Source organism: Promicromonospora sp. NPDC057488 (assembly GCF_042802395.1).
In the GTDB taxonomy this organism is placed as follows: domain Bacteria; phylum Actinomycetota; class Actinomycetes; order Actinomycetales; family Cellulomonadaceae; genus Promicromonospora.
Map to the genome: position 1 here is coordinate 1 of NZ_JBHVEG010000078.1, position 19,413 is coordinate 19,413.

General features: G+C 73.6%; 15 protein-coding genes. 9 read left to right on the top strand and 6 right to left on the bottom strand.

Annotation, left to right across the window (positions count from 1 at the left end; all coding sequences use genetic code 11):
- Window positions 1-132: 132 nt before the first annotated feature.
- Together ACFU5G_RS16615 and ACFU5G_RS16620 are read right to left on the bottom strand one after the other, a co-directional pair.
- Window positions 133-1,056, bottom strand: coding sequence for an NADP-dependent oxidoreductase (locus tag ACFU5G_RS16615; protein WP_377246805.1), 924 nt, complete (start codon window positions 1,054-1,056; stop codon window positions 133-135).
- 121 nt (window positions 1,057-1,177) lie between these two features.
- Window positions 1,178-3,733, bottom strand: coding sequence for an ATP-dependent DNA ligase (locus ACFU5G_RS16620; protein WP_377246808.1), 2,556 nt, complete (start codon window positions 3,731-3,733; stop codon window positions 1,178-1,180).
- A 99-nt stretch (window positions 3,734-3,832) separates the two neighbouring features.
- On the opposite strand from ACFU5G_RS16620, the gene ACFU5G_RS16625 reads away from it, so the two are divergent.
- Both ACFU5G_RS16625 and ACFU5G_RS16630 read left to right on the top strand, forming a co-directional pair.
- Window positions 3,833-4,153 (top strand): glutaredoxin family protein, encoded by a 321-nt coding sequence (locus ACFU5G_RS16625; RefSeq protein ID WP_377246811.1) that lies wholly within the window; start codon window positions 3,833-3,835, stop codon window positions 4,151-4,153.
- Window positions 4,154-4,209: 56 nt separating this feature from the next.
- On the top strand, window positions 4,210-5,016 hold the full coding sequence (locus tag ACFU5G_RS16630; RefSeq protein ID WP_377246814.1) for a Ku protein: 807 nt from the start codon (window positions 4,210-4,212) through the stop codon (window positions 5,014-5,016).
- Between the two features lie 27 nt (window positions 5,017-5,043).
- Here ACFU5G_RS16630 and ACFU5G_RS16635 read toward each other — a convergent pair whose 3' ends face one another.
- On the bottom strand, window positions 5,044-5,532 hold the full coding sequence (locus ACFU5G_RS16635) for a hypothetical protein (protein ID WP_377246817.1): 489 nt from the start codon (window positions 5,530-5,532) through the stop codon (window positions 5,044-5,046).
- 57 nt (window positions 5,533-5,589) lie between these two features.
- On the opposite strand from ACFU5G_RS16635, the gene ACFU5G_RS16640 reads away from it, so the two are divergent.
- From ACFU5G_RS16640 to ACFU5G_RS16660, 5 genes are all read left to right on the top strand, one after another.
- The gene (locus ACFU5G_RS16640; RefSeq protein ID WP_377246820.1) at window positions 5,590-7,266 is read left to right on the top strand and encodes a metallophosphoesterase; all 1,677 of its coding nucleotides are present in this window, start codon (window positions 5,590-5,592) and stop codon (window positions 7,264-7,266) included.
- Window positions 7,267-7,275: 9 nt separating this feature from the next.
- Window positions 7,276-7,986 (top strand): metal-dependent transcriptional regulator, encoded by a 711-nt coding sequence (locus ACFU5G_RS16645; RefSeq protein ID WP_377246823.1) that lies wholly within the window; start codon window positions 7,276-7,278, stop codon window positions 7,984-7,986.
- Between the two features lie 77 nt (window positions 7,987-8,063).
- Window positions 8,064-9,293 carry an MFS transporter gene (locus tag ACFU5G_RS16650; RefSeq protein ID WP_377246826.1) on the top strand — a complete coding sequence of 410 codons (1,230 nt, stop codon included), beginning with the start codon at window positions 8,064-8,066 and terminating at the stop codon, window positions 9,291-9,293.
- Between the two features lie 46 nt (window positions 9,294-9,339).
- On the top strand, window positions 9,340-9,999 hold the full coding sequence (locus ACFU5G_RS16655; RefSeq protein WP_377246829.1) for a vitamin K epoxide reductase family protein: 660 nt from the start codon (window positions 9,340-9,342) through the stop codon (window positions 9,997-9,999).
- 22 nt (window positions 10,000-10,021) lie between these two features.
- Window positions 10,022-10,966 (top strand): LysR family transcriptional regulator, encoded by a 945-nt coding sequence (locus ACFU5G_RS16660; protein WP_377246832.1) that lies wholly within the window; start codon window positions 10,022-10,024, stop codon window positions 10,964-10,966.
- Here the strand turns inward: ACFU5G_RS16660 and ACFU5G_RS16665 are convergent.
- Entirely contained in the window at window positions 10,963-12,330 is a 1,368-nt protein-coding gene (locus ACFU5G_RS16665; protein WP_377246835.1) for an alkaline phosphatase family protein, read from the bottom strand. The two genes, ACFU5G_RS16660 and ACFU5G_RS16665, sit on opposite strands and share 4 nt — an antisense overlap.
- A 130-nt stretch (window positions 12,331-12,460) precedes the next feature.
- On the opposite strand from ACFU5G_RS16665, the gene leuS reads away from it, so the two are divergent.
- The gene (gene leuS, locus ACFU5G_RS16670) at window positions 12,461-15,418 is read left to right on the top strand and encodes a leucine--tRNA ligase (RefSeq protein ID WP_377246868.1); all 2,958 of its coding nucleotides are present in this window, start codon (window positions 12,461-12,463) and stop codon (window positions 15,416-15,418) included.
- Between the two features lie 154 nt (window positions 15,419-15,572).
- On the opposite strand, the gene ACFU5G_RS16675 is transcribed toward leuS, so the two are convergent.
- The gene (locus ACFU5G_RS16675) at window positions 15,573-17,375 is read right to left on the bottom strand and encodes a helicase HerA-like domain-containing protein (protein WP_377246838.1); all 1,803 of its coding nucleotides are present in this window, start codon (window positions 17,373-17,375) and stop codon (window positions 15,573-15,575) included.
- Window positions 17,376-17,469: 94 nt separating this feature from the next.
- Here ACFU5G_RS16675 and ACFU5G_RS16680 point away from each other — a divergent pair, with 94 nt between their 5' ends.
- Complete coding sequence (locus tag ACFU5G_RS16680) at window positions 17,470-18,351, top strand: DegV family protein (protein WP_377246841.1); 882 nt, start codon at window positions 17,470-17,472, stop codon at window positions 18,349-18,351.
- 14 nt (window positions 18,352-18,365) lie between these two features.
- On the opposite strand, the gene ACFU5G_RS16685 is transcribed toward ACFU5G_RS16680, so the two are convergent.
- Window positions 18,366-19,235: an alpha/beta fold hydrolase gene (locus ACFU5G_RS16685; RefSeq protein ID WP_377246844.1), complete on the bottom strand. Its 870-nt coding sequence runs from the start codon at window positions 19,233-19,235 to the stop codon at window positions 18,366-18,368.
- Between the last annotated feature and the right edge of the window lie 178 nt (window positions 19,236-19,413).

The window sequence follows — 19,413 nt, forward strand, 5'->3', positions numbered from 1 at the left end:
GCTCGAGCTGCCGACCACCTGACATTCTGCCGACCACCCGGATCAGCTCGTCGCAGCCCGCAGCCCGCAGCCCGCAGCCCGCAGCCGCAGCCCAGCCCGCAGCCGCAGCCCAGCCCGCCTGGCTCCCGGGCCTCAGACGCGGACGACGACCTTGCCGCGCGTGTGGCCCGACTCGTTGGCGCGGTGCGCGTCGGCGGCGTCGGCCAGGTCGAAGACCTGCGCGATCTCGACCGACAGCTTGCCTGCGTCGAACAGCGCGGTGAGCGCGTCCAGGTCGGCGGTCGAGGGGCGCACCCACACGTAGTGCCCGCCGTGCTCGCTACGAGCGGTCGGGTCGGCGATCGAGGCGACCGTGCCGCCGTCGGCCAGGTTCTCGACGCTGGCCGCGACGGCCCCGTCGCCCACGAAGTCCAGGACGACGTCCACGCCGTCGGGCGCGATCGCGCGCACGCGGTCGGCGAGGCCGTCGCCGTAGCTGACCGGCTCGGCGCCCAGCCCGCGCAGGAACTCGTGGTTCCGCTCGCTGGCCGTGCCGATCACGCGGGCGCCCAGCGCCTTGGCGATCTGGACGGCGAACGCGCCGACGCCGCCGGCCGCGGCGTGCACGAGCACGGTCTGGCCGTCCTTGACGCCGGCCCGCTGGATCGCCTGGTAGGCGGTGAGGCCCGCGAGCGGCACGGCCGCGGCCTCCTCGAAGCTCAGCGACGCCGGCTTGCGGGCCAGTGTCCGCACGGGCGCGGCCACCAGCTCGGCGAACGTGCCGCCGCGCACGGTGTCCTTGCGCACGTAGCCGTAGACCTCGTCGCCCACCTGGTACTCGGGGGTGTCCAGCCCCACCTGCTCGACGACGCCCGCCACGTCCCAGCCCGGGATCGCCGGCAGATCCGTGTCGATGAGGCCCTGCAGGTACCCCTGGCGGATCTTCCAGTCGACCGGGTTGACCGACGCCGCCTTCACCCGGACGACGACGGTGTCGGGGCCGATGTGGGGGTCCGGCTGCTCGGTGAGCTCCAGGACGTCCGCGCTGCCGAACTCTGCATAGGTGATCGCTCGCATGCAGGCGACAACCGGCGTTGCGGACGCGGGTATTCCGCGCTCGCGGGGTGGCCCGCGGCACACCGCGGACGGCTACAGCAGTAATAGTGTGCCAAGCGCCGCGCGCGGCACCCGGCCGTCCTCACGGTCCCGCGGGCGGGGGCAGTTCCGCGACCACGTCCGCCGCGGCCTTCTCCGGGCGCCAGCCCCGCCACACCGAGTGCCGCATGCGCCGCTCGCCCGAGGCGCCGTCCGAACCCTCGACCCAGTCGGCGTACGTCACCTCGCCCACCAGGCTCGGCGTGACCCAGCGGGCGTCGGACGCGTCCTCCGGCGGCACCCCGGACACGCCCGGCGTCTTGCGCTCCATGCCTCGCAGCCGCGCGGTGATCTCGCGCCGCTCTCGCTCCGAGAAACCCGTCCCGACGCGCCCCACATAGCGCAGGCCGCCGTCCTCGCCGTCGGGCACCGCCATGAGCAGCGAGCCCATCACCGACGCGTCGGCGCGGCCCGGGCGCCAGCCCACCACGACCGCCTCCTGCATGGCCTGGTGCTTGATCTTGAGCCACTCCCGCGAGCGGCGTCCGGCATAGGTGGAGGCGCGGCGCTTGGCGACCACGCCCTCCAGCCGCAGGGTGCGCGAGGTGCGGACGGCGGCGTCGAGATCGCCGTCGAAGGCGGGCGGCAGGTGCACGGGCGGGCTCGGCGCGACCAGGGACTCCAGCAGCTCGCGCCGCTCGGTGTAGGTACGGCCGGTCACGTCCTGGCCGTCGGCCACCAGGACGTCGAACAGCATGAGGTCCACCTGGACCTGCGCGCGGGCGCGGGCGACGTCGTGCTCCTTGCGCAGGTTGGCGCGGTGCTGCAGGCGGCGGAAGTCGGGCCGGCCGGCGCGGTCGAGGGCGACGATCTCGCCGTCGAGCACCACGGGCAGGCGGGCGGCGTCGACCTGGCCCGCGAGCGCCGCGAGCTCGGGGAAGGTGACGGTGAGGTCCTGGCCGGAGCGGCTGATCAGGCGGAGGGTCTCGGGGTCCTGGACGTGGGCGAGGGTGCGGAACCCGTCCCACTTCATCTCGAAGGCCCAGTCGTCGGGCCGGGTGAGGTCGCCGGGCGTGGCGGCGGTGGCGAGCATCGCCCGCCACCGCGCGCCCGGCGGCGTCTCGCGTCGGGTGCCGTTCTCCCGGGCCGCGGACGGCGGTGTGGGTTCGGCGGCCGACGGCGCGGGCGTGCCGGGCTGGGCCTTGGTGAGGTGGATGAGCCAGTTGTTCTCGGCGTCGCCGTCGCGTCCGCCGGTGCGGATCAGGGCGAGGCGGCGGGCGCCGCGCTCCGTGGAGTGCAGGGTGACGATGACCTCGTCGTCGCGCCACTTCTCCAGGTCGTAGGTGCCGGAGTCCCAGATGGTGACGTCGCCGGCCCCGTACTCGCCGCCGGGGATGCTGCCCTCGAACGCCCCGTACTCGAGGGGGTGGTCCTCGGTCTGCACGGCCAGGTGGTTCTTGGCGGGGTCGGTGGGTTCGCCGCGGGGGAGCGCCCAGCTGACCAGCACGCCCTCGTGCTCGAGGCGGAAGTCCCAGTGCAGGCGGCGGGCGTGGTGCTCCTGGATGACGAACGTGGGGTCGGTCTCGACAGGCTCGACCCGCGAGGAGGCAGGCTCGACCCCCGAGGCGGGCTCGACCTGGGCAGCAGGCTCGACCTCCGCGTCTTCGCCGGGCCCGAACGGCTCCGGGGTCTTCGCCGGGTCCCGCTTGGCGCGGTAGGTCTCCAGCTTCTGGAAGGTGGCCAGCCGTTCCGTGGTCGGTTCCAGGGCGGCGAGGTGCCCCTCCAGCAGGGGAGCGAGGAGGTCGCCGTCGGCCGCGACGCGCGCGACCACGTCGTCGGGCGTGAGCTGGGCGAGGTCCGGGTCCTCCAGCTCGGCCCACGTACGGGGTGCCGCGACCCAGGGGCGGTCGAGCCCGCGCAGGGAGTAGGGCGCGATGGTGGTCTTGCTGCCGTTGTTCTGCGACCAGTCGACGAGCACCTTGCCGGACCGCAGGGCCTTGCTCATGTCGCTGACCACGAGGTCGGGGTGCTCGGCCTCCAGGTAGCGGGCGAGCTCGTGCGCGACGGCGGAGACGGCGTCGGAGTCGAGGCGGGTGTCGGCGGCCTTGCCGAGGGCGGCGTACAGGTGGATGCCCTTGGACCCCGAGGTGACGGGGTAGGGCTCCAGGTCCATGCCGCGCAGGATGTCGCGGGCCCAGCGGGCGACCTGGGCGCACTCGGCGAGCCCGGCGCCGGGTCCGGGGTCGAGGTCGAGCACGAGGCGGTCGGGGTCGAGCCGGGCCCCGGTGCGGCCGAACTGCCACTGCGGCGTGTGCAGCTCCAGCGTCGCCGTCTGGCCCAGCCAGGTCAGGGTCGCGAGGTCGTTGACCAGCACGTAGTCGTTGGCGGACTTCTTGTGCTGGATCGACCGCCGCTTGACCCAGTCGGGGGTGGAGGCGTCGAGGTTCTTCTGGAAGAACATCTGCCCGCCGGTGCCGTCCGGCCAGCGCTTGCGCGTGGCGGGGCGGTTGGCCGCGTGCGGCAGCAGCACCGGCGCCACCTCGGCCAGGTAGTGCAGCACCTCGCCCTTGGTGGTGCCCGACGCCGGGTAGAGCACCTTGTCGAGGTTGCTCAGGCGCAGGCGGTGCCCGTCGACCGTGACCGTGTGCGTCGTCGCCATCCCACCATCGTGCCGCCGCGCGGGCGCGGGCGCTCGGAGTCGGCGAGATCACTCGAACGGGGTCGTTGCGGGGTGAAGAACTCCGCTAGGCTCCGGCGCGTGATTTCTGACATCTCGACCGACGCGTTCGCCTCGCCCCTGACGGTGGCCGGCGACGCGCCGTCGACCGGCCGGCCCGAGCGCCTCACCGTCTACGGCGCCGAGTGGTGCCGCGACTGCCGTCGCAGCAAGGCCGTGCTCGACGTGCGCCGCGTGGACTACGTCTACGTGGACCTCGTCGCGGAGCCGGAGCGGGCCGACGAGGCCGAGGCGCTGACCGGCCGCAAGCAGATCCCGGTGCTGGTCTTCCCGGACGGCGAGCACCTGGTGGAGCCCACCAACGCCGAGCTCTGCGAGAAGCTGGACCGCGCGGGCCTCTGACCCTCCCCGGGGCTTAAACCTGGGCATGTAGTGCGCTTGGGGCGCACCATAGAAGGATGAGGGCGATCTGGAAGGGTGCCGTGACCTTCGGTCTCGTCAACGTCCCGGTCAAGGTCTACAGCGCGACCGAGGACCACGACGTGCCGTTGCACCAGGTGCATGACGCCGACGGCGGGCGCATCCGGTACAAGCGCGTGTGCGAGATCGACGGCGAGGTGGTGCCGTACGAGCACATCGACAAGGCGTACGACGACGGCGAGCGCACCGTGGTGCTCACCAAGCAGGACCTCGCCGACCTGCCCGCCGAGCGGGACCGGGAGATCTCGGTGGTCGAGTTCGTGCCGAGCGACCAGATCGACCCGATCATGTTCGACCGCACCTACTACCTGGAGCCCGACTCCAAGTCGACGAAGGCGTACGTGCTGCTGCGCCGCACGCTGGAGGAGACCGACCGCACGGCGGTCGTGAAGTTCGCGCTCCGGCAGCGCACCCGGCTCGCGGCGCTGCGCGTGCGGGACGAGGTGCTGGTGCTGCAGACGCTCCTGTGGGCGGACGAGATCCGCGAGGCCGCCTTCCCGTCCCTGGACGAGCCCGCGAAGGTCAGCGCCAAGGAGATGACGATGTCGGCGCAGCTCGTGAGCAGCTTCGAGGCGGACTTCACGCCCGAGGACTACGAGGACGACTACCAGGTGCAGCTCCGCAAGCTCGTGGACGCGAAGCTGGAGGCGGGCGAGACCGTCGATACCGCGGCGACCTTCGGCGAGCAGGCGGAGGAGGAGGGCGGGGGCGCCGAGGTCGTGGACCTCATGGAGGCCCTCAAGCGCTCCGTCGCGGACGCGAAGAAGTCCCGCAAGACAGGCTGACCCGCCCCGGGTTCGAACCGCCCTGGCTCACGCGGCCAGGTGGGCCGCCAGGCCCCGTTCGCCCGCGCGCATCACCCGCGAGTGCGCCCAGGCCAGCGGGTCGGGGGCCACGCGCGCCGCCGCGCGGAACCAGGCCGGCACCGGCGCCACCTGCCAGACCAGGCGCACCTCGGTGAGCGGCCGGCCGGGCGCCGAGGCGTCCGAGACCACCACGTCGGCCAGCCCCGCCAGGTCCCCGGAGACGTCCAGCCGTGCGCGCCCGGGAGCGCCGTCGGACGGCGCCGTCGTCTCCGCGAGGTCCAGCCGGAACCCCAGCGCGTACCCCAGCGGGCTGCGGACCCGCAGCCGGGCCCACGTCCCGGGACCGGCCAGCCCGTCCGGCCCGACGGCGCTCCCCGTGTCGTCGGCGGTGAGGCCCGGCCACCAGTCGGGCCAGGTGAACCGCGGGTCGGCGAGCACCGACCAGACCCGCGCCGGGGTCTCGGCCGGCTGCCAGAGCGACTCGAGCACGAACATGACGCTCATCGTGCCAGCGACGGGTGACCGGTGCGCGTGCATGAAAAGGTAGAGGCGATGAGTCGTTCGAAACCGCCCCGCTGGCTGCGCTGGACCCTCGCGGGAGCGGCAGCCGCCCTGCTGTGCCTCATGTTCGGGATCACCACCGCCAAGGCAGACCTCAGCCTCGGCCCGCACGAGGCCACGTACGCGATCACCGCGGACGACGAGCTCGTCGCCGACCTCGGCCCGCTCGGCACGGTCGTGACGGACTCGCCGCTGCCCCTGACGCTCGGCGTGCGCATCACGGTGCACGAGATCCCCGCGGACCTCGCGGCCGTCGACGCCGCCAGCTTCGACGCGCTCGCGGGCGACCTGGACGGGTACCTCCAGTTCTTCGACACCCCGCAGCAGACGGTGCGGACCGTGGCGACGGCGCTGGTCTGGGACGCCCTGCGCGGTACGGCCGTCGCGGCGGTCGTGCTGGTCGGCGGCGCCTACGGCCTGCGGCTCCTGCTCGGCGCCGCCCGACGGCGGGAGCTCGGCCGGGTCATGGCGGCCCGCACCTGGGAGATCACCGCCGCCGCCGTCGTCGTCGTGCTGGTGGCCGCGACCGCGACGGCGAGCGCCGGACCCGAGGAACGTGCGGCGCTGCCCGCGTCGCCGGTGTTCGCGGGGACGGCCCTGGAGGGTGCGCGGATCACGGGCCGGCTGGCGGGCGTGATCGACACGTACAGCGGTCAGCTCGTGGACACGTACCAGGCGAACGAGGTGTTCTACGCGGGCGCGCGGGAGAAGCTGATGGCCGCGTGGGACGCGCGGGTCGCCGAGCAGGACGCGGCCGCGGCCGACGGCGCGGAGGACGGCGCCACGGCGTCGGCGGACCCGGGCGCCCCGGACTACGTGACGTTCCTGGTGGTCTCGGACCTGCACTGCAACACGGGGATGACGCCGCTGATCCGGGACCTCGCGGACAGCCTGGCGCCCGACGTCATGCTGAACGCGGGGGACACCACGATCAACGGCACGAGCGTGGAGTCGGTGTGCGTGGACTCGTTCGCCTCCGCGGTGCCGGACGGCGTCCCGTTCGTCGTCTCGGACGGCAACCACGACTCGCGCCTGACGACTGCCACGGAGCTGGCCAACCGCCAGGTCGTGCTCGACGGCGAGGTGGTCGAGGTGGAGGGCGTGCGGATCCTGGGCGACCGGGACCCGCTGGAGACGCGGATCGGCGGCGGCACCGTGGTCGCGCGCGAGGAGACGCCCGCGGAGGCCGGGGAGCGGCTGCGGGACACGGCGTGCGAGGCGGCCGGCGAGCCGGGGCTCGGCGGGTACACGGGCGAGGACCGCGTGGACCTGCTGCTGATCCACCAGCCCGCCGTGGGTGACGCGGCCCTGGAGTCGGGCTGCGTGCCGTTCCAGCTCTCGGGGCACATGCACACGCGGATCGGGCCGGACGTCGTCGGCTACGGGGTGCGGTACGTCAACGCGAGCACGGGTGGAGCCAGCAAGGGCAACACGTCGGTGGGGCCGCTGCGCGACACCTCCGAGATGACGGTGCTGCGGTTCGACCGGGAGCGGCGCCGGTTCGTGGACTGGCAGCTCGTGGAGGTCACGCCCGAGGGGGAGGCGGCCGTGAGCGAGCGGCAGGCGATCCCGCCGACGGTCCCGCTGCCCGCCGAGGTGCCCGACGAGGAGCCCGGGGACGTCCCGGGTGCCGGAAGCACGCCGTCGTCCTCGCCGTCGGGCAACTAGGCTCGGGGCGTGGAGATCACTACCGACCCGGCCGAGCTGACGCCCGTCGCCCAGGACTACCTGAAGGCCGTGTGGTCGGCCCAGGAGTGGTCGGACGAGAAGGTGACCACCAAGCACCTGGCCGACCGCCTCGGGGTGGGCGCGTCCACGGTGTCCGAGACCGTGCGCCGCCTGAGCGGGCAGGGGCTCCTGGAGCACGAGCGGTATGGCGCGATCCGGCTGACGGACGACGGCCGCCGGCTCGCACTGGTGATGGTGCGCCGGCACCGGCTGCTGGAGACGTTCCTCGTGGAACAGCTCGGGTACGGCTGGGACGAGGTGCACGACGAGGCCGAGGTGCTGGAGCACGCGGTCTCCGACGTGTTCGTGGAGCGGATGGCGGAGCGGCTGGGCAACCCGTCGCGCGACCCGCACGGCGACCCGATCCCGGCGGCGGACGGCACCGTGGTGCGGCCCGACGCCGTGCCGCTGTCGTCGATGCACGCGGGCGACGCGGGCACCGTGGTGCGCATCTCGGACGCCGACCCGGAGGCCCTGCGCTACCTCGCCGAGCTGGGCCTGGACCTGGACATCCGGGTGGAGGTCACGACGCGGCGCGAGTTCGCCGGCACGGTCGCCGTCGCCTGGACCTGTCCGCCCGTCCCGGGGGCGGACGGCGACGAGCGTGTGGCCGATCTCGGACTCCTGGCGGCCTCCCGCGTGTGGGTGGCTCAGGAGTAGTCTTCTCCCGTCCCTCAACACTTCGTCGCCGGTGTCGCCGACGCATCCCCCGAATCGATACGACTCCCGGAGTACCCATGGCGACCAGCGCACCCCAGAACGCCCCGGACCAGGCGGGCGAACCCGGCTCCATGCGCCGGGCGGCGCCCGCGCTCGTGGCGCTCGCCGTGGGCGGGTTCACCATCGGCACCACCGAGTTCGCCGCGATGGGCCTGCTGCCCGACGTCGGCGCCGACCTCGGCGCGACCGACCCCCAGGTGGGGCACACCATCACGGCGTACGCGCTCGGCGTCGTCGTCGGGGCGCCGCTGCTGACCGTGGCCGCGGCGCGCATGTCGCGCAAGCGCCTGCTGCTCGCGCTGATGGGCTTCTACACGGTCGCGAACGTGCTGTCCGCCGCCGCGCCCGACATCGGCTGGCTGGTGGCCGGCCGGTTCCTCGCGGGCCTGCCGCACGGCGCGTTCTTCGGCGTCGGCGCCGCGGTCGGTGCCGCCGTGGCCGGGCCGGCCCAGCGCGGCCGGGCGGTCGCGACGATGATGACCGGCCTGACCATCGCGAACGTCGTCGGCGTGCCGCTGTCCACGTGGGTGGGGCAGGCCTTCGGCTGGCGCACGTCCTACGTGCTGATCGGCGCGCTCGGGATCGCGACGCTCGCCGGGCTCTGGCGCCTGATCCCGGCCGGCGCGGGCGGCGAGGGCCGCTCGGTGCGCACAGAGCTGGCCACCCTGCGCAACGCCCCGCTGTGGTTCGCGTTCGTGGCCGGGGCCATCGGGTTCGGCGGCATGTTCGCCGTCTACACCTACGTGGCCCCCACCATGACGGGCGTGACCGGCCTTCCGGGCGGCGCCGTGCCGTGGGTGCTGGCCCTGTTCGGCGTCGGCATGACCGTGGGCACGCAGATCGGCGGGCGGCTCGCCGACCGCGGCGTGCTGCGCGCCGTCCTGATCGGCTTCGTGGCCACAGCGGCCTCGCTCGTCCTGTTCGCGCTGACCGGCGCGTCGGTGGTGCCCGCGCTGGTCTCCCTGTTCCTGCTGGGCGTCACCTCACAGATGCTGGGCCTCGCGTTCCAGACCCGGCTCATGGACCTGTCGCCCGGCGCGCCGTCGCTCGGCGCGGCGCTGTGCCACGCCGGGCTCAACGTCGCCAACGGTGCGGGCGCGTTCCTCGGCGGCGTCGTCATCGACGCCGGCTGGGGCTACCTGGCGCCCGCCTGGGCCGGCGCCGTGGTCACCGTGCTGGGCCTCGGCATGATCCTGGCGTTCGGGCGGCAGCGAGTCGTGCACCAGCACACGGAGACCCCGCTGTGACCCAGGATTCAGCAATGTCCCAGCCTGCCCCGGTAGCGTAAGGCGGGTGACCGATACCGGGGCGACCACGACGTCGTCGGAGAGCTCGTTGGACAGCGCGAACGATGTCGCCGCACCCGGCCCCAGGCCGCTCGGCGGCCGGGCCATGGCGCTGCTCCTGGTGGTGCTGGGCGCGGTCGGCTTCGCCGCCTCGTTCGCCCTGGCCTGGGAGAAGTACCTCAAGCTGCTCGACCCGGACCGGACGGCGTCCTGCAGCATCAACCTCTTCATCGACTGCGGCGCCGCGATGTCCTCGTGGCAGGGCGCGCTGCTCGGCTTCCCGAACCCGTACCTGGGCGTCGCGGCGTTCCCCGTGGTGATCACCACGGGCGTCGTGCTGCTGATCGGTGCCCGCCTGCCGCGCTGGTACTGGATGTCGCTGCTGGTCGGCACCGTGCTGGGTCAGGCGCTCGTGTTCTTCCTGATGTGGACGAGCTTCTACGCGATCGTCGCGCTGTGCGCCTACTGCATGGTCGTGTGGACCATCATGTGGCCGCTGCTCTGGTACCAGCTGGTGCGGGGCGTGCAGTCGGGCGACCTGCGTGCGGGCGCCGGCCTGCGCAGCGTCATGGTCGGCAACCGGCACATCATCCTGGTCATCGGGTACGTCGTCGCCGTGGCTTGGCTGATGATCGCGGTGGGCGGGGACCTGGTCGCGTCGTTCTGACCGCGGCCGTCCGCTGACGTCGATGGAGCTGCGCGACATCGAGATCTTCCTGGCGCTGGCCGAGGAGCTCCACTTCGGCCGCACCGCCGAGCGGCTGCACGTCACGCCGTCCCGGATCAGTCACACCATCAAGAGGCAGGAGCGGCGCATCGGCGCGCCCCTGTTCGAGCGCACCTCCCGGGTGGTCCGCCTCACCCCGCTCGGCCGGCAGCTGCGCGACGAGCTGCTGCCCGCGCACCAGCAGATCCAGGCGGCGGTCGAGCGGGCCACCGCGCGGGCGCACGGCACCACCGGCACCCTGCGCGTCGGCTACACCACCCCCTGGTGCGCCGACCTGGTCCTGCGGGCGGGCGAGCGGTTCGGTCACCTGCACCCCGGCTGGACCGTGCAGATCCGCGAGGTCCAGTTCGACGACCCGTACGGTCCGCTGCAGCGGGGCGAGCTGGACCTCCAGCTCGTCGAGTTCCCCGCGTTCGGCTCCATCGTGGCCGGGCCGGTGCTCTTCCGTGAGCCCCGCGCCCTCATGGTCCCGGCCGGCCACCCGCTGGCGAGCCGCGAGAGCGTCACGCTGGAGGACCTGGCCGACATCCCGATCGTCTCGCTGCGCTTCGAGCTCCCGCGCTCGGCCGAGGACCTCCACCTGCCCCGGTACACGCCCATGGGCCGCCCCGTCCGCCGGGGGCCGTCGTACACGTATTGGCCCGAGGTGCCCGCGCTCGTCGCCGCCGGGCTCGGTGGCTCCATCGTGGCCGCGCGCGCCGCCCAGTTCCACGCCCGGCCCGGGATCGCGTTCGTCCCGTTCCAGGACGGGCCCACCATCGACTACACGGTGCTGTGGCACACCGACGTGCAGGGCCCGCCCGTGCCCCCGTTCGTCGACCTGCTGCGCGAGCTGGCGGGTGCGGACGGGGGCGGGGCGGACGGGCCTGGTGACGGCGACGGAGCTGGTGGCGGGGGCGCGGCCTAGCGGCTCAGCGCCTCGCGCAGCACCCGGCCCTCGCTGCCCGACGGCGGTGCGTAGCCCAGCAGCGCCGAGATCGTCGGCGCGACGTCGACGTGCCGCGGGTCGCGCGGGTGCGCACCCGGCCGGACCCCGGCACCGGCGAGGACCAGCGGCACGCGCAGCTCGGTGGTCGCCCCGTGCCGCCCGGCCGGGGCGGCGGGCGTGGCCCCGAACGACCAGCCCGGCTCGGGCTCGACGACCAGGTCACCGTAGTTCGGGCTCATCCGCAGGCGGCGCTGCTCCGCCTTGTCGAACACGTTGCGCACCTGCGGCAGCGCCGTCAGCGCCCGCTCCAGGCGGCGGACGGCGGCTCGGTCGCCCGCCCGCTCGCCGATGATCCGCACGTCCGCGACCCCGCCGACGACGATCGCGACGTCGGTGCCGGCCGCCGGCGTCTGCCCGCTGGTCAGGACCTGCGGCGTGAAGCCGGCGGCCTCGATCGCGGCGAGCCCCTCGGCGGCGAAGCCCTTGTCGAAGGTGGTCATGCCGTGGTCGCCCGTGACGACGAACGCGGTGTCGTCGTAGACGCCCGCCTCCTTCGTGGCGGCGACGATACGGCCGATCTGCCGGTCGATGTCCTCCAGCGCGCCGGGGATGCGCGGGTCGGCGTCGCCGCCGGAGTGCCCGATCGCGTCGAGCGTGTCGCAGTAGACCGTGATCAGGTCGGGGATCCCGGTGGTGCGGACCAGCTCGCCGTTCGAGCTGACGGGCTCGCCGCGCAGCACGGACACGACGTCGTCGGTGCGGCGTGCGCAGTCGCCGCCGGGCTGCGTGTACAGGCCGTCCGGGTCGCCGAAGGTGACGCCGTAGTTCTGCAGGATGAACCACTGCGCGGAGAACACGGTGCCGCCCTGCTCCCGGATCGACTGGGCGATCGTGGGCACCGCGAGGTCGCGCTGCTGGCCGCGCGCGGTGTTGCTCGCGGCGTCGAACCAGTAGGCGGTGTTGCGGTGGGTCTCGGGCCAGGCGCCCGTGGCGACCGAGGACCACGACGGGTTGGTGATCGACGTCATCACGCCGGACGAGGTGGTGACGCTGCCCTCGCGCAGCAGTGCGCGCAGGTTCGGCATCTCGGCCGGGCGGGTGGAGCCGGCGCCGTCGCGCACCAGGTCGAGGTACTCGACGTCGAACCCGTCCAGGGCCAGGAGGACGACGTGGTCGGCGCGGCCGGTGGACGGGGTGGCGGGCATGGTGGCGGTCCTGGTCCTCTCTCCGGCGGTCACGGTGGTGGGTGGGGTGCCGGGCACCGGAGCGGCGGCGGCGGTCGAGGCCGTCCACACGGTGGCGGCGGCGATGCTGACGGCGAGGATCTTTCGCGACAAGGGCATCATGCGCGCCATTCGAGCACCCGGGCAGAGAACTTCGGGGGAGGCGGGGGCGAATGTCGGATGAACCCTGGAGCCTGTGGACGAACGAGGGCCGCCTACCCGCGCGGTCGGTAGACTCGGCCGGGTGACCATGCCCGACGCACCCGAGCGCACCACGTCTCCCGACGAGCCCCGTTTCCGCTACACCCCCGCCCTCGCGCAGCAGATCGAGCTGCGCTGGCAGGACATCTGGGAGGAGCGGGGCACGTTCCACGCGGCGAACCCGCAGGGGCGACTTACGGGGCCGGGCGGGAGCCCGGCGCAGGGTGACCCGTACTTCATCATGGACATGTTCCCGTACCCCTCGGGTGCGGGCCTGCACGTGGGTCACCCGCTGGGCTACATCGCCACCGACGTCACCGGGCGTTTCCGCCGCATGCGCGGCGACAACGTGCTGCACGCGCTGGGCTACGACGCCTTCGGCCTGCCCGCCGAGCAGTACGCCGTCCAGACGGGGCAGCACCCGCGGACGACGACCGAGGCCAACATCGGCAACATGCGGCGCCAGCTGCGCCGCCTCGGCCTGGGCCACGACCCGCGCCGCACCTTCGCGACGATCGACCCCGAGTACGTCCGCTGGACGCAGTGGATCTTCCTGCAGATCTTCGAGTCCTGGTACGACGCCGACGCCGAGCGTCCCGGACCCGTCACGGGCTCCGGCGACGGCAAGGGCCGCGCGCGCCCCATCGCGGAGCTGCGCGCCGAGCTCGCCGCGGGCACGCGGCCCGTCCCCGGGCACGACGGCGACAACGCCGGCGGCGCCGTCTGGGCCGGGCTGAGCGAGCTCGAGCAGCGCGACGTCGTCGACGGCCAGCGGCTCGCCTACATCGACTCCTCGCCGGTCAACTGGTGCCCGGGCCTGGGTACCGTCCTCGCGAACGAGGAGGTCACCGCCGACGGCCGCTCCGAGCGCGGCAACTTCCCGGTCTTCCAGCGCAACCTGCGCCAGTGGAAGATGCGCATCACCGCCTACGCGGACCGCCTCACGGACGACCTGGAGCTCATCGACTGGCCGGACAAGGTCAAGTCCATGCAGCGCAACTGGATCGGCCGCTCCACGGGCGCCAACGTCCGGTTCGACGTCGTCGGCACCGCCGAGGGCGACCCGGCCGGTGCGGCGGGCTCGCTGGAGGTCTTCACCACCCGCCCCGACACGCTGTTCGGCGCCACGTTCATGGTGGTGGCCCCCGAGCACCCGCTGCTGGACGAGGTCCCCACGGCCTGGCCCGACGGCACGCGCTCCGCGTGGACCGGCGGGTACGACACCCCGGTCGAGGCCGTCGCCGCCTACCGCCGCGAGTCGTCCGCCAAGACGGCCGTCGAGCGGCAGGCCGACGCCGGCAAGAAGACCGGCGTCTTCACGGGCCACCTGGCCGTGAACCCGGTCAGCGGGCTGCAGGTCCCGGTCTTCACCGCGGACTACGTCCTCATGGGCTACGGCACCGGCGCCATCATGGCCGTGCCCGGCGGCGACGAGCGCGACTTCGCGTTCGCCGAGGCCTACGACCTGCCGGTGATCCACACGGTCGAGCCCGCCGGCGGCCTGCCCGAGGGCCACACCGGGGCGTACGCGGGCGACGGCGTCGCCGTGCGGTCCGCGAACGACGAGATCTCGCTCGACGGCCTCGGCGTCGTCGAGGCCAAGGCGAAGATCATCGCCTGGCTGGAGAGCAGGAACATCGGCGAGGGCACCACCACCTACCGCCTCAACGACTGGCTGTTCAGCCGCCAGCGCTACTGGGGCGAGCCGTTCCCCGTGGTGTGGGACGAGGACGACCGCCCGGTCGCGATCCCCGACGCGATGCTGCCGGTGGACCTGCCGGACGTGCCGGACTACGCGCCGCGCACCTTCGACCCGGAGGACGCGAACTCCGAGCCCGAGGCGCCGCTGGGCCGCAACGACGACTGGGTGCACGTCACCCTGGACCTCGGCGACGGGCCCAAGAAGTACCGCCGCGACACCAACACGATGCCCAACTGGGCCGGGTCGTGCTGGTACTACCTGCGCTACCTCGACCCCGCCGAGACCTCGGCGGCCGCGCTGCCCGAGCTGGAGAACTACTGGCTGGGGCCGCAGCACAACCCGACGTCCGGCCCGGCCGGCGGCGTCGACCTCTACGTGGGCGGCGTGGAGCACGCGGTGCTGCACCTGCTGTACGCGCGGTTCTGGCACAAGGTGCTGTTCGACCTGGGCCACGTCACGGCCGTCGAGCCGTTCGGCAAGCTCTTCAACCAGGGCTACATCCAGGCGTACGCCTACACCGACTCGCGCGGCCAGTACGTGCCCGCCGAGGAGGTCGAGGGCGACGAGCAGACCGGCTTCACGTGGCAGGGCCAGCCCGTCAACCGTGAGTACGGGAAGATGGGCAAGTCGCTCAAGAACGTCGTGACGCCCGACGAGATGTACGAGCAGTACGGTGCCGACACGTTCCGCGTCTACGAGATGTCGATGGGCCCGCTGGACCTGTCGCGCCCGTGGGAGACGCGCGCCGTCGTCGGGTCGCAGCGGTTCCTGCAGCGGCTGTGGCGCAACGTCGTCTCGGAGGAGACCGGTGAGCTCACCGTCACCGACGACGAGGCCGACACCGCGACGCTGCGCGCGGTGCACCGCGCCATCGCCGACGTGCGTCTCGAGATGGAGAACATGCGGCCCAACACCGCGATCGCCAAGCTCATCACCCTGAACAACCACCTCACGGGCCTGCCGGCCGTGCCGCGCTCGGCCGTGGAGCCCCTCGTCCTGATGACGGCGCCCATCGCGCCGCACATCGCGGAGGAGCTGTGGTCCCGCCTCGGCCACGAGGAGTCGCTGGCGCACGCGCCGTTCCCGGCCGCGGACGACCAGTACCTCGTGCAGGACACCGTGACGTGCGTGGTCCAGGTGCAGGGCAAGGTGCGTGCCAAGTTCGAGGTCGCCCCGGACATCTCCGCGGAGGACCTGGAGGCGACGGCCCTGGCCGAGCCGAACGTGGTCAAGTTCCTGGACGGCCGCGGCGTGCGCAAGGTGATCGTCCGGGCGCCGAAGCTGGTCAACATCGTCCCGGCCTAGTCGAGCGTCCGGTCCGTGGACCGGTCACGGCCCCCTGTGGCCCGTGACCGGTCCCGGGCCTAGAGTGAAAGGACGCCGAGGGAGAGATCCCCAGCGCCCTGCCTTCAGCCCCCGCACAGTCGGGGGCTGTCGCGCGTCCGGGGGGTCTCGCTGCTCAGCGCTTGCGGGTGCCGAACAGGGAGCGGGTCAGCTCGCGGACCAGCACCGTGCCCGCCGTCTTCGCCAGCGAGCCCACCACGCGGTTCCGGTCGCGGGCCGCCTGCTCCTTGTGCTTGGCCTCCGTGCGCTCCCGGGTCGCGGCCTCCTTCTCGAGCCGGGCGCGTTCCTTGGCGAGCTCCCGCTCGTCCTCAGCCGCGGTCGCGGACCCCTCGGCGGCGGCACGGGCGGCTTCCTGCTCCTGCGCCTTCGCCTGGAGCAGCTCGAACGCCGACTCCGCGTCGACCGCCGTCCCGTACCTCGCCTGACCGGGGGAGGCCGCGACCACCCGGTCGATCTCCGCGTCGCCCGCCGGCTCCATCGACGCCTGCGGCGCCCGCACCCGCGTCCACGCGACGGGCGACGGCGCGCCCTTCTCCGTGAGCACCGTGACCACGGCCTCGCCGGTGCCGAGCTCCTGCAGCAGGCGCTCCAGGTCGTACGGCGACTTCGGGAACGTGCGCGCGGCGGCCCGCAGCGCGGTCGCGTCGTCGGGCGTGAAGGCGCGCAGCGCGTGCTGCACCCGGTTGCCGAGCTGCGCCAGCACGTCGGACGGCACGTCCTTGGGCGACTGCGTCACGAAGAACACGCCCACGCCCTTGGACCGGATCAGCCGGACCGTCTGCACCACCTGCTGCAGGAAGTCCTTGGACGCGTCCGTGAACAGCAGGTGCGCCTCGTCGAAGAAGAACACGAGCTTGGGCTTGTCGGCGTCGCCCACCTCGGGCAGGTCCTGGAAGAGGTCCGCGAGCAGCCACATGAGGAACGTCGAGAACAGCTGCGGCCGGTCCTGGACCGCGGGGAGCTCCAGCACGCTCAGCACGCCGAGGTCGCCCTGCGTCGCGATCAGGTCCGACGTCGCGAACGCCGGCTCGCCGAAGAACACGTCGGCGCCCTGCCCCTCCAGGCCCACGATCTCGCGCAGGATGACGCCCGCCGTCGCCGCCGAGACCCCGCCGATCCCCTTGAGCTCGGCCTTGCCCTCGTCCGAGGTCAGGTAGGCGATCACCGACTGCAGGTCCTTGAGGTCCAGCAGCGCCAGACCCTTCTTGTCGGCCCAGTGGAACATCAGGGTCAGGCTCGACTCCTGCGTCTCGTTCAGCCCCAGCACCTTGGACATCAGGATCGGCCCGAAGTCGGTGACCGTCGTCCGGATCGGTACCCCCTTGCCCAGGCCGCCCAGCGAGTAGAACTCGACCGGGTACCGGGTGGGCGTCCAGTCCTGCCCGATGCTCGCCGCGCGCGCCGCGACCTTCGGGTTGTCCGGGCCCGGCAGCGCCAGGCCCGACAGGTCGCCCTTGACGTCGGCCAGGAACACCGGCACCCCGGCCAGGGACAGCCCCTCGGCCATGCCCTGCAGCGTCTTGGTCTTGCCGGTTCCCGTGGCGCCCGCGACCAGGCCGTGCCGGTTCAGCATCGACAGGGCGAAACCCACCTGGACCTGCGAGTTCGGCGTCGCCTCGCCGCCCGGTTCGCCCTCCAGGAGGGCGCCCAGCGGCAGCGTGGCCTCCGCGGCATAGCCGGCGGCGACCTCGGCGGCGTAACCCTGCGGGGTCTCGCCCGGGGCAGGCTCATCACCGGCGGACGGCGGGGCGGCCTCCTGTGCCGGGGCGGCCTCCTCCGACGGGGCGGACGGCGCCGCCTCGTCGCCGGTCCCGGGGGCTGCGGGCGCGGCGGCCCGCTCCGCCTCCTCCAGGGCCTTCTGGGCCGCGGCGGCGGCCTCGCGCAGAGCGGCGAGATCTGGCGTCGATGCATCGGGCATGTCTCGGATGCTAAGTCGGGCCCAGGAGCCGCGCGCGGGGAGGCTCCGCCGCGTTTCGCCGTCGGGTTCCCGGCACGGATAGAGTGTCGCGGTCATGCGCAACCGTCGTCGTCCTTCCCGCCCGGCACCCCAGGAGGTGCGGGTCGTCACCGACTCCACCGCCTGCCTGCCCGCCGGTCTGCCGGGCGGCCCGGTCGTGGTGCCGCTGCGCGTCCTGGTCGGCGACGAGGCGTACGCGGAGGGCGAGGACATCACCCCCGACCGCCTGGCCGAGCTGGTCTCCGAGGGCGAGCAGGTCACCACCTCGCAGCCGTCGCCCGAGGCGTTCGCCGCGGTCTACCGCGCCCTCGGCGAGCAGGGCGTCCGGTCGGTCGTCTCGGTGCACCTGTCGGGAGCGCTGTCGGGCACCGTCGGCTCGGCCGGCACCGCCGCCGCCCGGTCGCCCCTGCAGGTGCGCGCCGTCGACTCCCGGACAGCAGCGGCCGGGCTCGGCTTCGCCGCCCGGGCCGCCGCGGAGTGCGCGGCAGCCGGGGCCGACGCCGCCCACGTCGCCGCGCGCGCCATCGAGGTAGCCGGGACCGCCGACGCCGTGTTCGTCGTCGACACCCTGGAGCACCTGCGCCGCGGCGGCCGGCTCTCCGGCCCTGCGGCCGCGCTCGGCACGGTCCTGGGCGTCAAGCCGATCCTGCGGCTGTCCGACGGCGCGGTCGTGCTCTCCCAGCGCGTGCGCACCCGCGCGGCCGGCGCGGAGCGGCTCCTGGAGCAGGCCGCCGACTTCGTCGCGCGCGCCAGGCGCCCCGTCGTCGCCGTGCACCACTTCGGCGCCCACGACCGGGCCCAGGCCCTGGCCGGCCGCCTGCACACCCGCACCCGGGCGGACGTCGAGGTCACGCCGCTGAGCGCCGTCCTCGGGGTGCACGTCGGCCCGGGCACGCTCGCCGTCGTCGTCGCGGACCTGGGCGACCACAGCCACTGACGCGAGGGTCTGGCTCAGCGCCCGAGGACCTCACGCAGCCGCGCCGCGAACTCGACGGGCTTGTCGGCCGGCTGCCCGTACTCCCCGCCGCCGAAACCGCCGTGGCCCCCGGGGAACACGATCGCCTCGGCGTCGAGCAGCGCGGCGGCCGCACGCGAGGAACGGCCGGTCATCTCGTCGTTCGTGTCCTCGCCGACCGCGATCAGCACCTCCGGGGTCCCCGCCTTGAGAGTCGCCCAGTCGGGCTCGTACGAGGGCAGCGCGACCATGTTGACGCTCAGCATCAGGTCGTCGCGCGTGCCGTCGTCCTGCGTCGGCAGGCCGAACATGGCCGGGTCCGGGTCGGGCTGGTTGACGTAGTCCGCGGTGATCTCGCCCTTCGCCATGACGAGCGCGATGAACTTCGCCATCCCGGCCCCCAGGCCCTTGGCCTGGTAGGTGTCGTGGATGTCCTTCATCGCGGCGAACATGGCCTCCCGGTCCGGCAGGATGACGGGCAGGGGCGGCTCGTGCGCGACGACGGTCCGCACGTCCCCCGGGTGGGTCGCCGCCAGCTCGAGCGCCACGACGGCGCCGCCGCTGGAGGCGACGAGGTCCACCGGGCCGCCCCCGACGGCCTCGATGATCCGGTGCACGTCGTCGGCGTGGTCGGTGATCATGGGCGGCTGCGTGCCCTTGCGGGTGCTGCGCTCCACGCCGCGCGGGTCGTAGGTGACCACCCTCCGGTCGGTGAAGTGGCCGGCCAGCGTGGTGAAGCCCTCGGCGCCCATCGGCAGGCCGATCATGAGCAGCGTCGGCTCGTCGGACGGCGCGGCCGCCTCGCGCACGTCGTAGGTGAGGACGGCGCCCGGCACGTCGAGGACGTGGGTCTTCTTCTCGGTCATGGTGCTCGCTCCTGATCTCTTCCGCGCGGTCCGGGACCGCTTGTGCTGCTCGGGTTCGCGCGCGTTCGTCAGGTCCGACGACGGCGTCCGGCGGAACTCATCGGTGGCCGCGGACGAAACTCGTGGGGCTCTCGTTGGCGGCGAGGACAGACCCTCGTGACGGCGCCGCGCGGGTGCG

Excerpts from the sequence above, each read along its gene's own strand:
- ACFU5G_RS16640 (WP_377246820.1), top strand. The coding sequence starts at position 5,590 with ATGAGTCGTTCGAAACCGCCCCGCTGGCTGCGCTGGACCCTCGCGGGA.
- ACFU5G_RS16630 (WP_377246814.1), top strand. The coding sequence starts at position 4,210 with ATGAGGGCGATCTGGAAGGGTGCCGTGACCTTCGGTCTCGTCAACGTC.
- ACFU5G_RS16660 (WP_377246832.1), top strand. The coding sequence starts at position 10,022 with ATGGAGCTGCGCGACATCGAGATCTTCCTGGCGCTGGCCGAGGAGCTC.
- ACFU5G_RS16675 (WP_377246838.1), bottom strand. The coding sequence starts at position 17,375 with ATGCCCGATGCATCGACGCCAGATCTCGCCGCTCTGCGCGAGGCCGCC.
- ACFU5G_RS16635 (WP_377246817.1), bottom strand. The coding sequence starts at position 5,532 with ATGTTCGTGCTCGAGTCGCTCTGGCAGCCGGCCGAGACCCCGGCGCGG.
- ACFU5G_RS16665 (WP_377246835.1), bottom strand. The coding sequence starts at position 12,330 with ATGCCCTTGTCGCGAAAGATCCTCGCCGTCAGCATCGCCGCCGCCACC.
- ACFU5G_RS16615 (WP_377246805.1), bottom strand. The coding sequence starts at position 1,056 with ATGCGAGCGATCACCTATGCAGAGTTCGGCAGCGCGGACGTCCTGGAG.
- ACFU5G_RS16685 (WP_377246844.1), bottom strand. The coding sequence starts at position 19,235 with ATGACCGAGAAGAAGACCCACGTCCTCGACGTGCCGGGCGCCGTCCTC.
- ACFU5G_RS16620 (WP_377246808.1), bottom strand. The coding sequence starts at position 3,733 with ATGGCGACGACGCACACGGTCACGGTCGACGGGCACCGCCTGCGCCTG.
- ACFU5G_RS16680 (WP_377246841.1), top strand. The coding sequence starts at position 17,470 with ATGCGCAACCGTCGTCGTCCTTCCCGCCCGGCACCCCAGGAGGTGCGG.
- ACFU5G_RS16650 (WP_377246826.1), top strand. The coding sequence starts at position 8,064 with ATGGCGACCAGCGCACCCCAGAACGCCCCGGACCAGGCGGGCGAACCC.
- leuS (WP_377246868.1), top strand. The coding sequence starts at position 12,461 with ATGCCCGACGCACCCGAGCGCACCACGTCTCCCGACGAGCCCCGTTTC.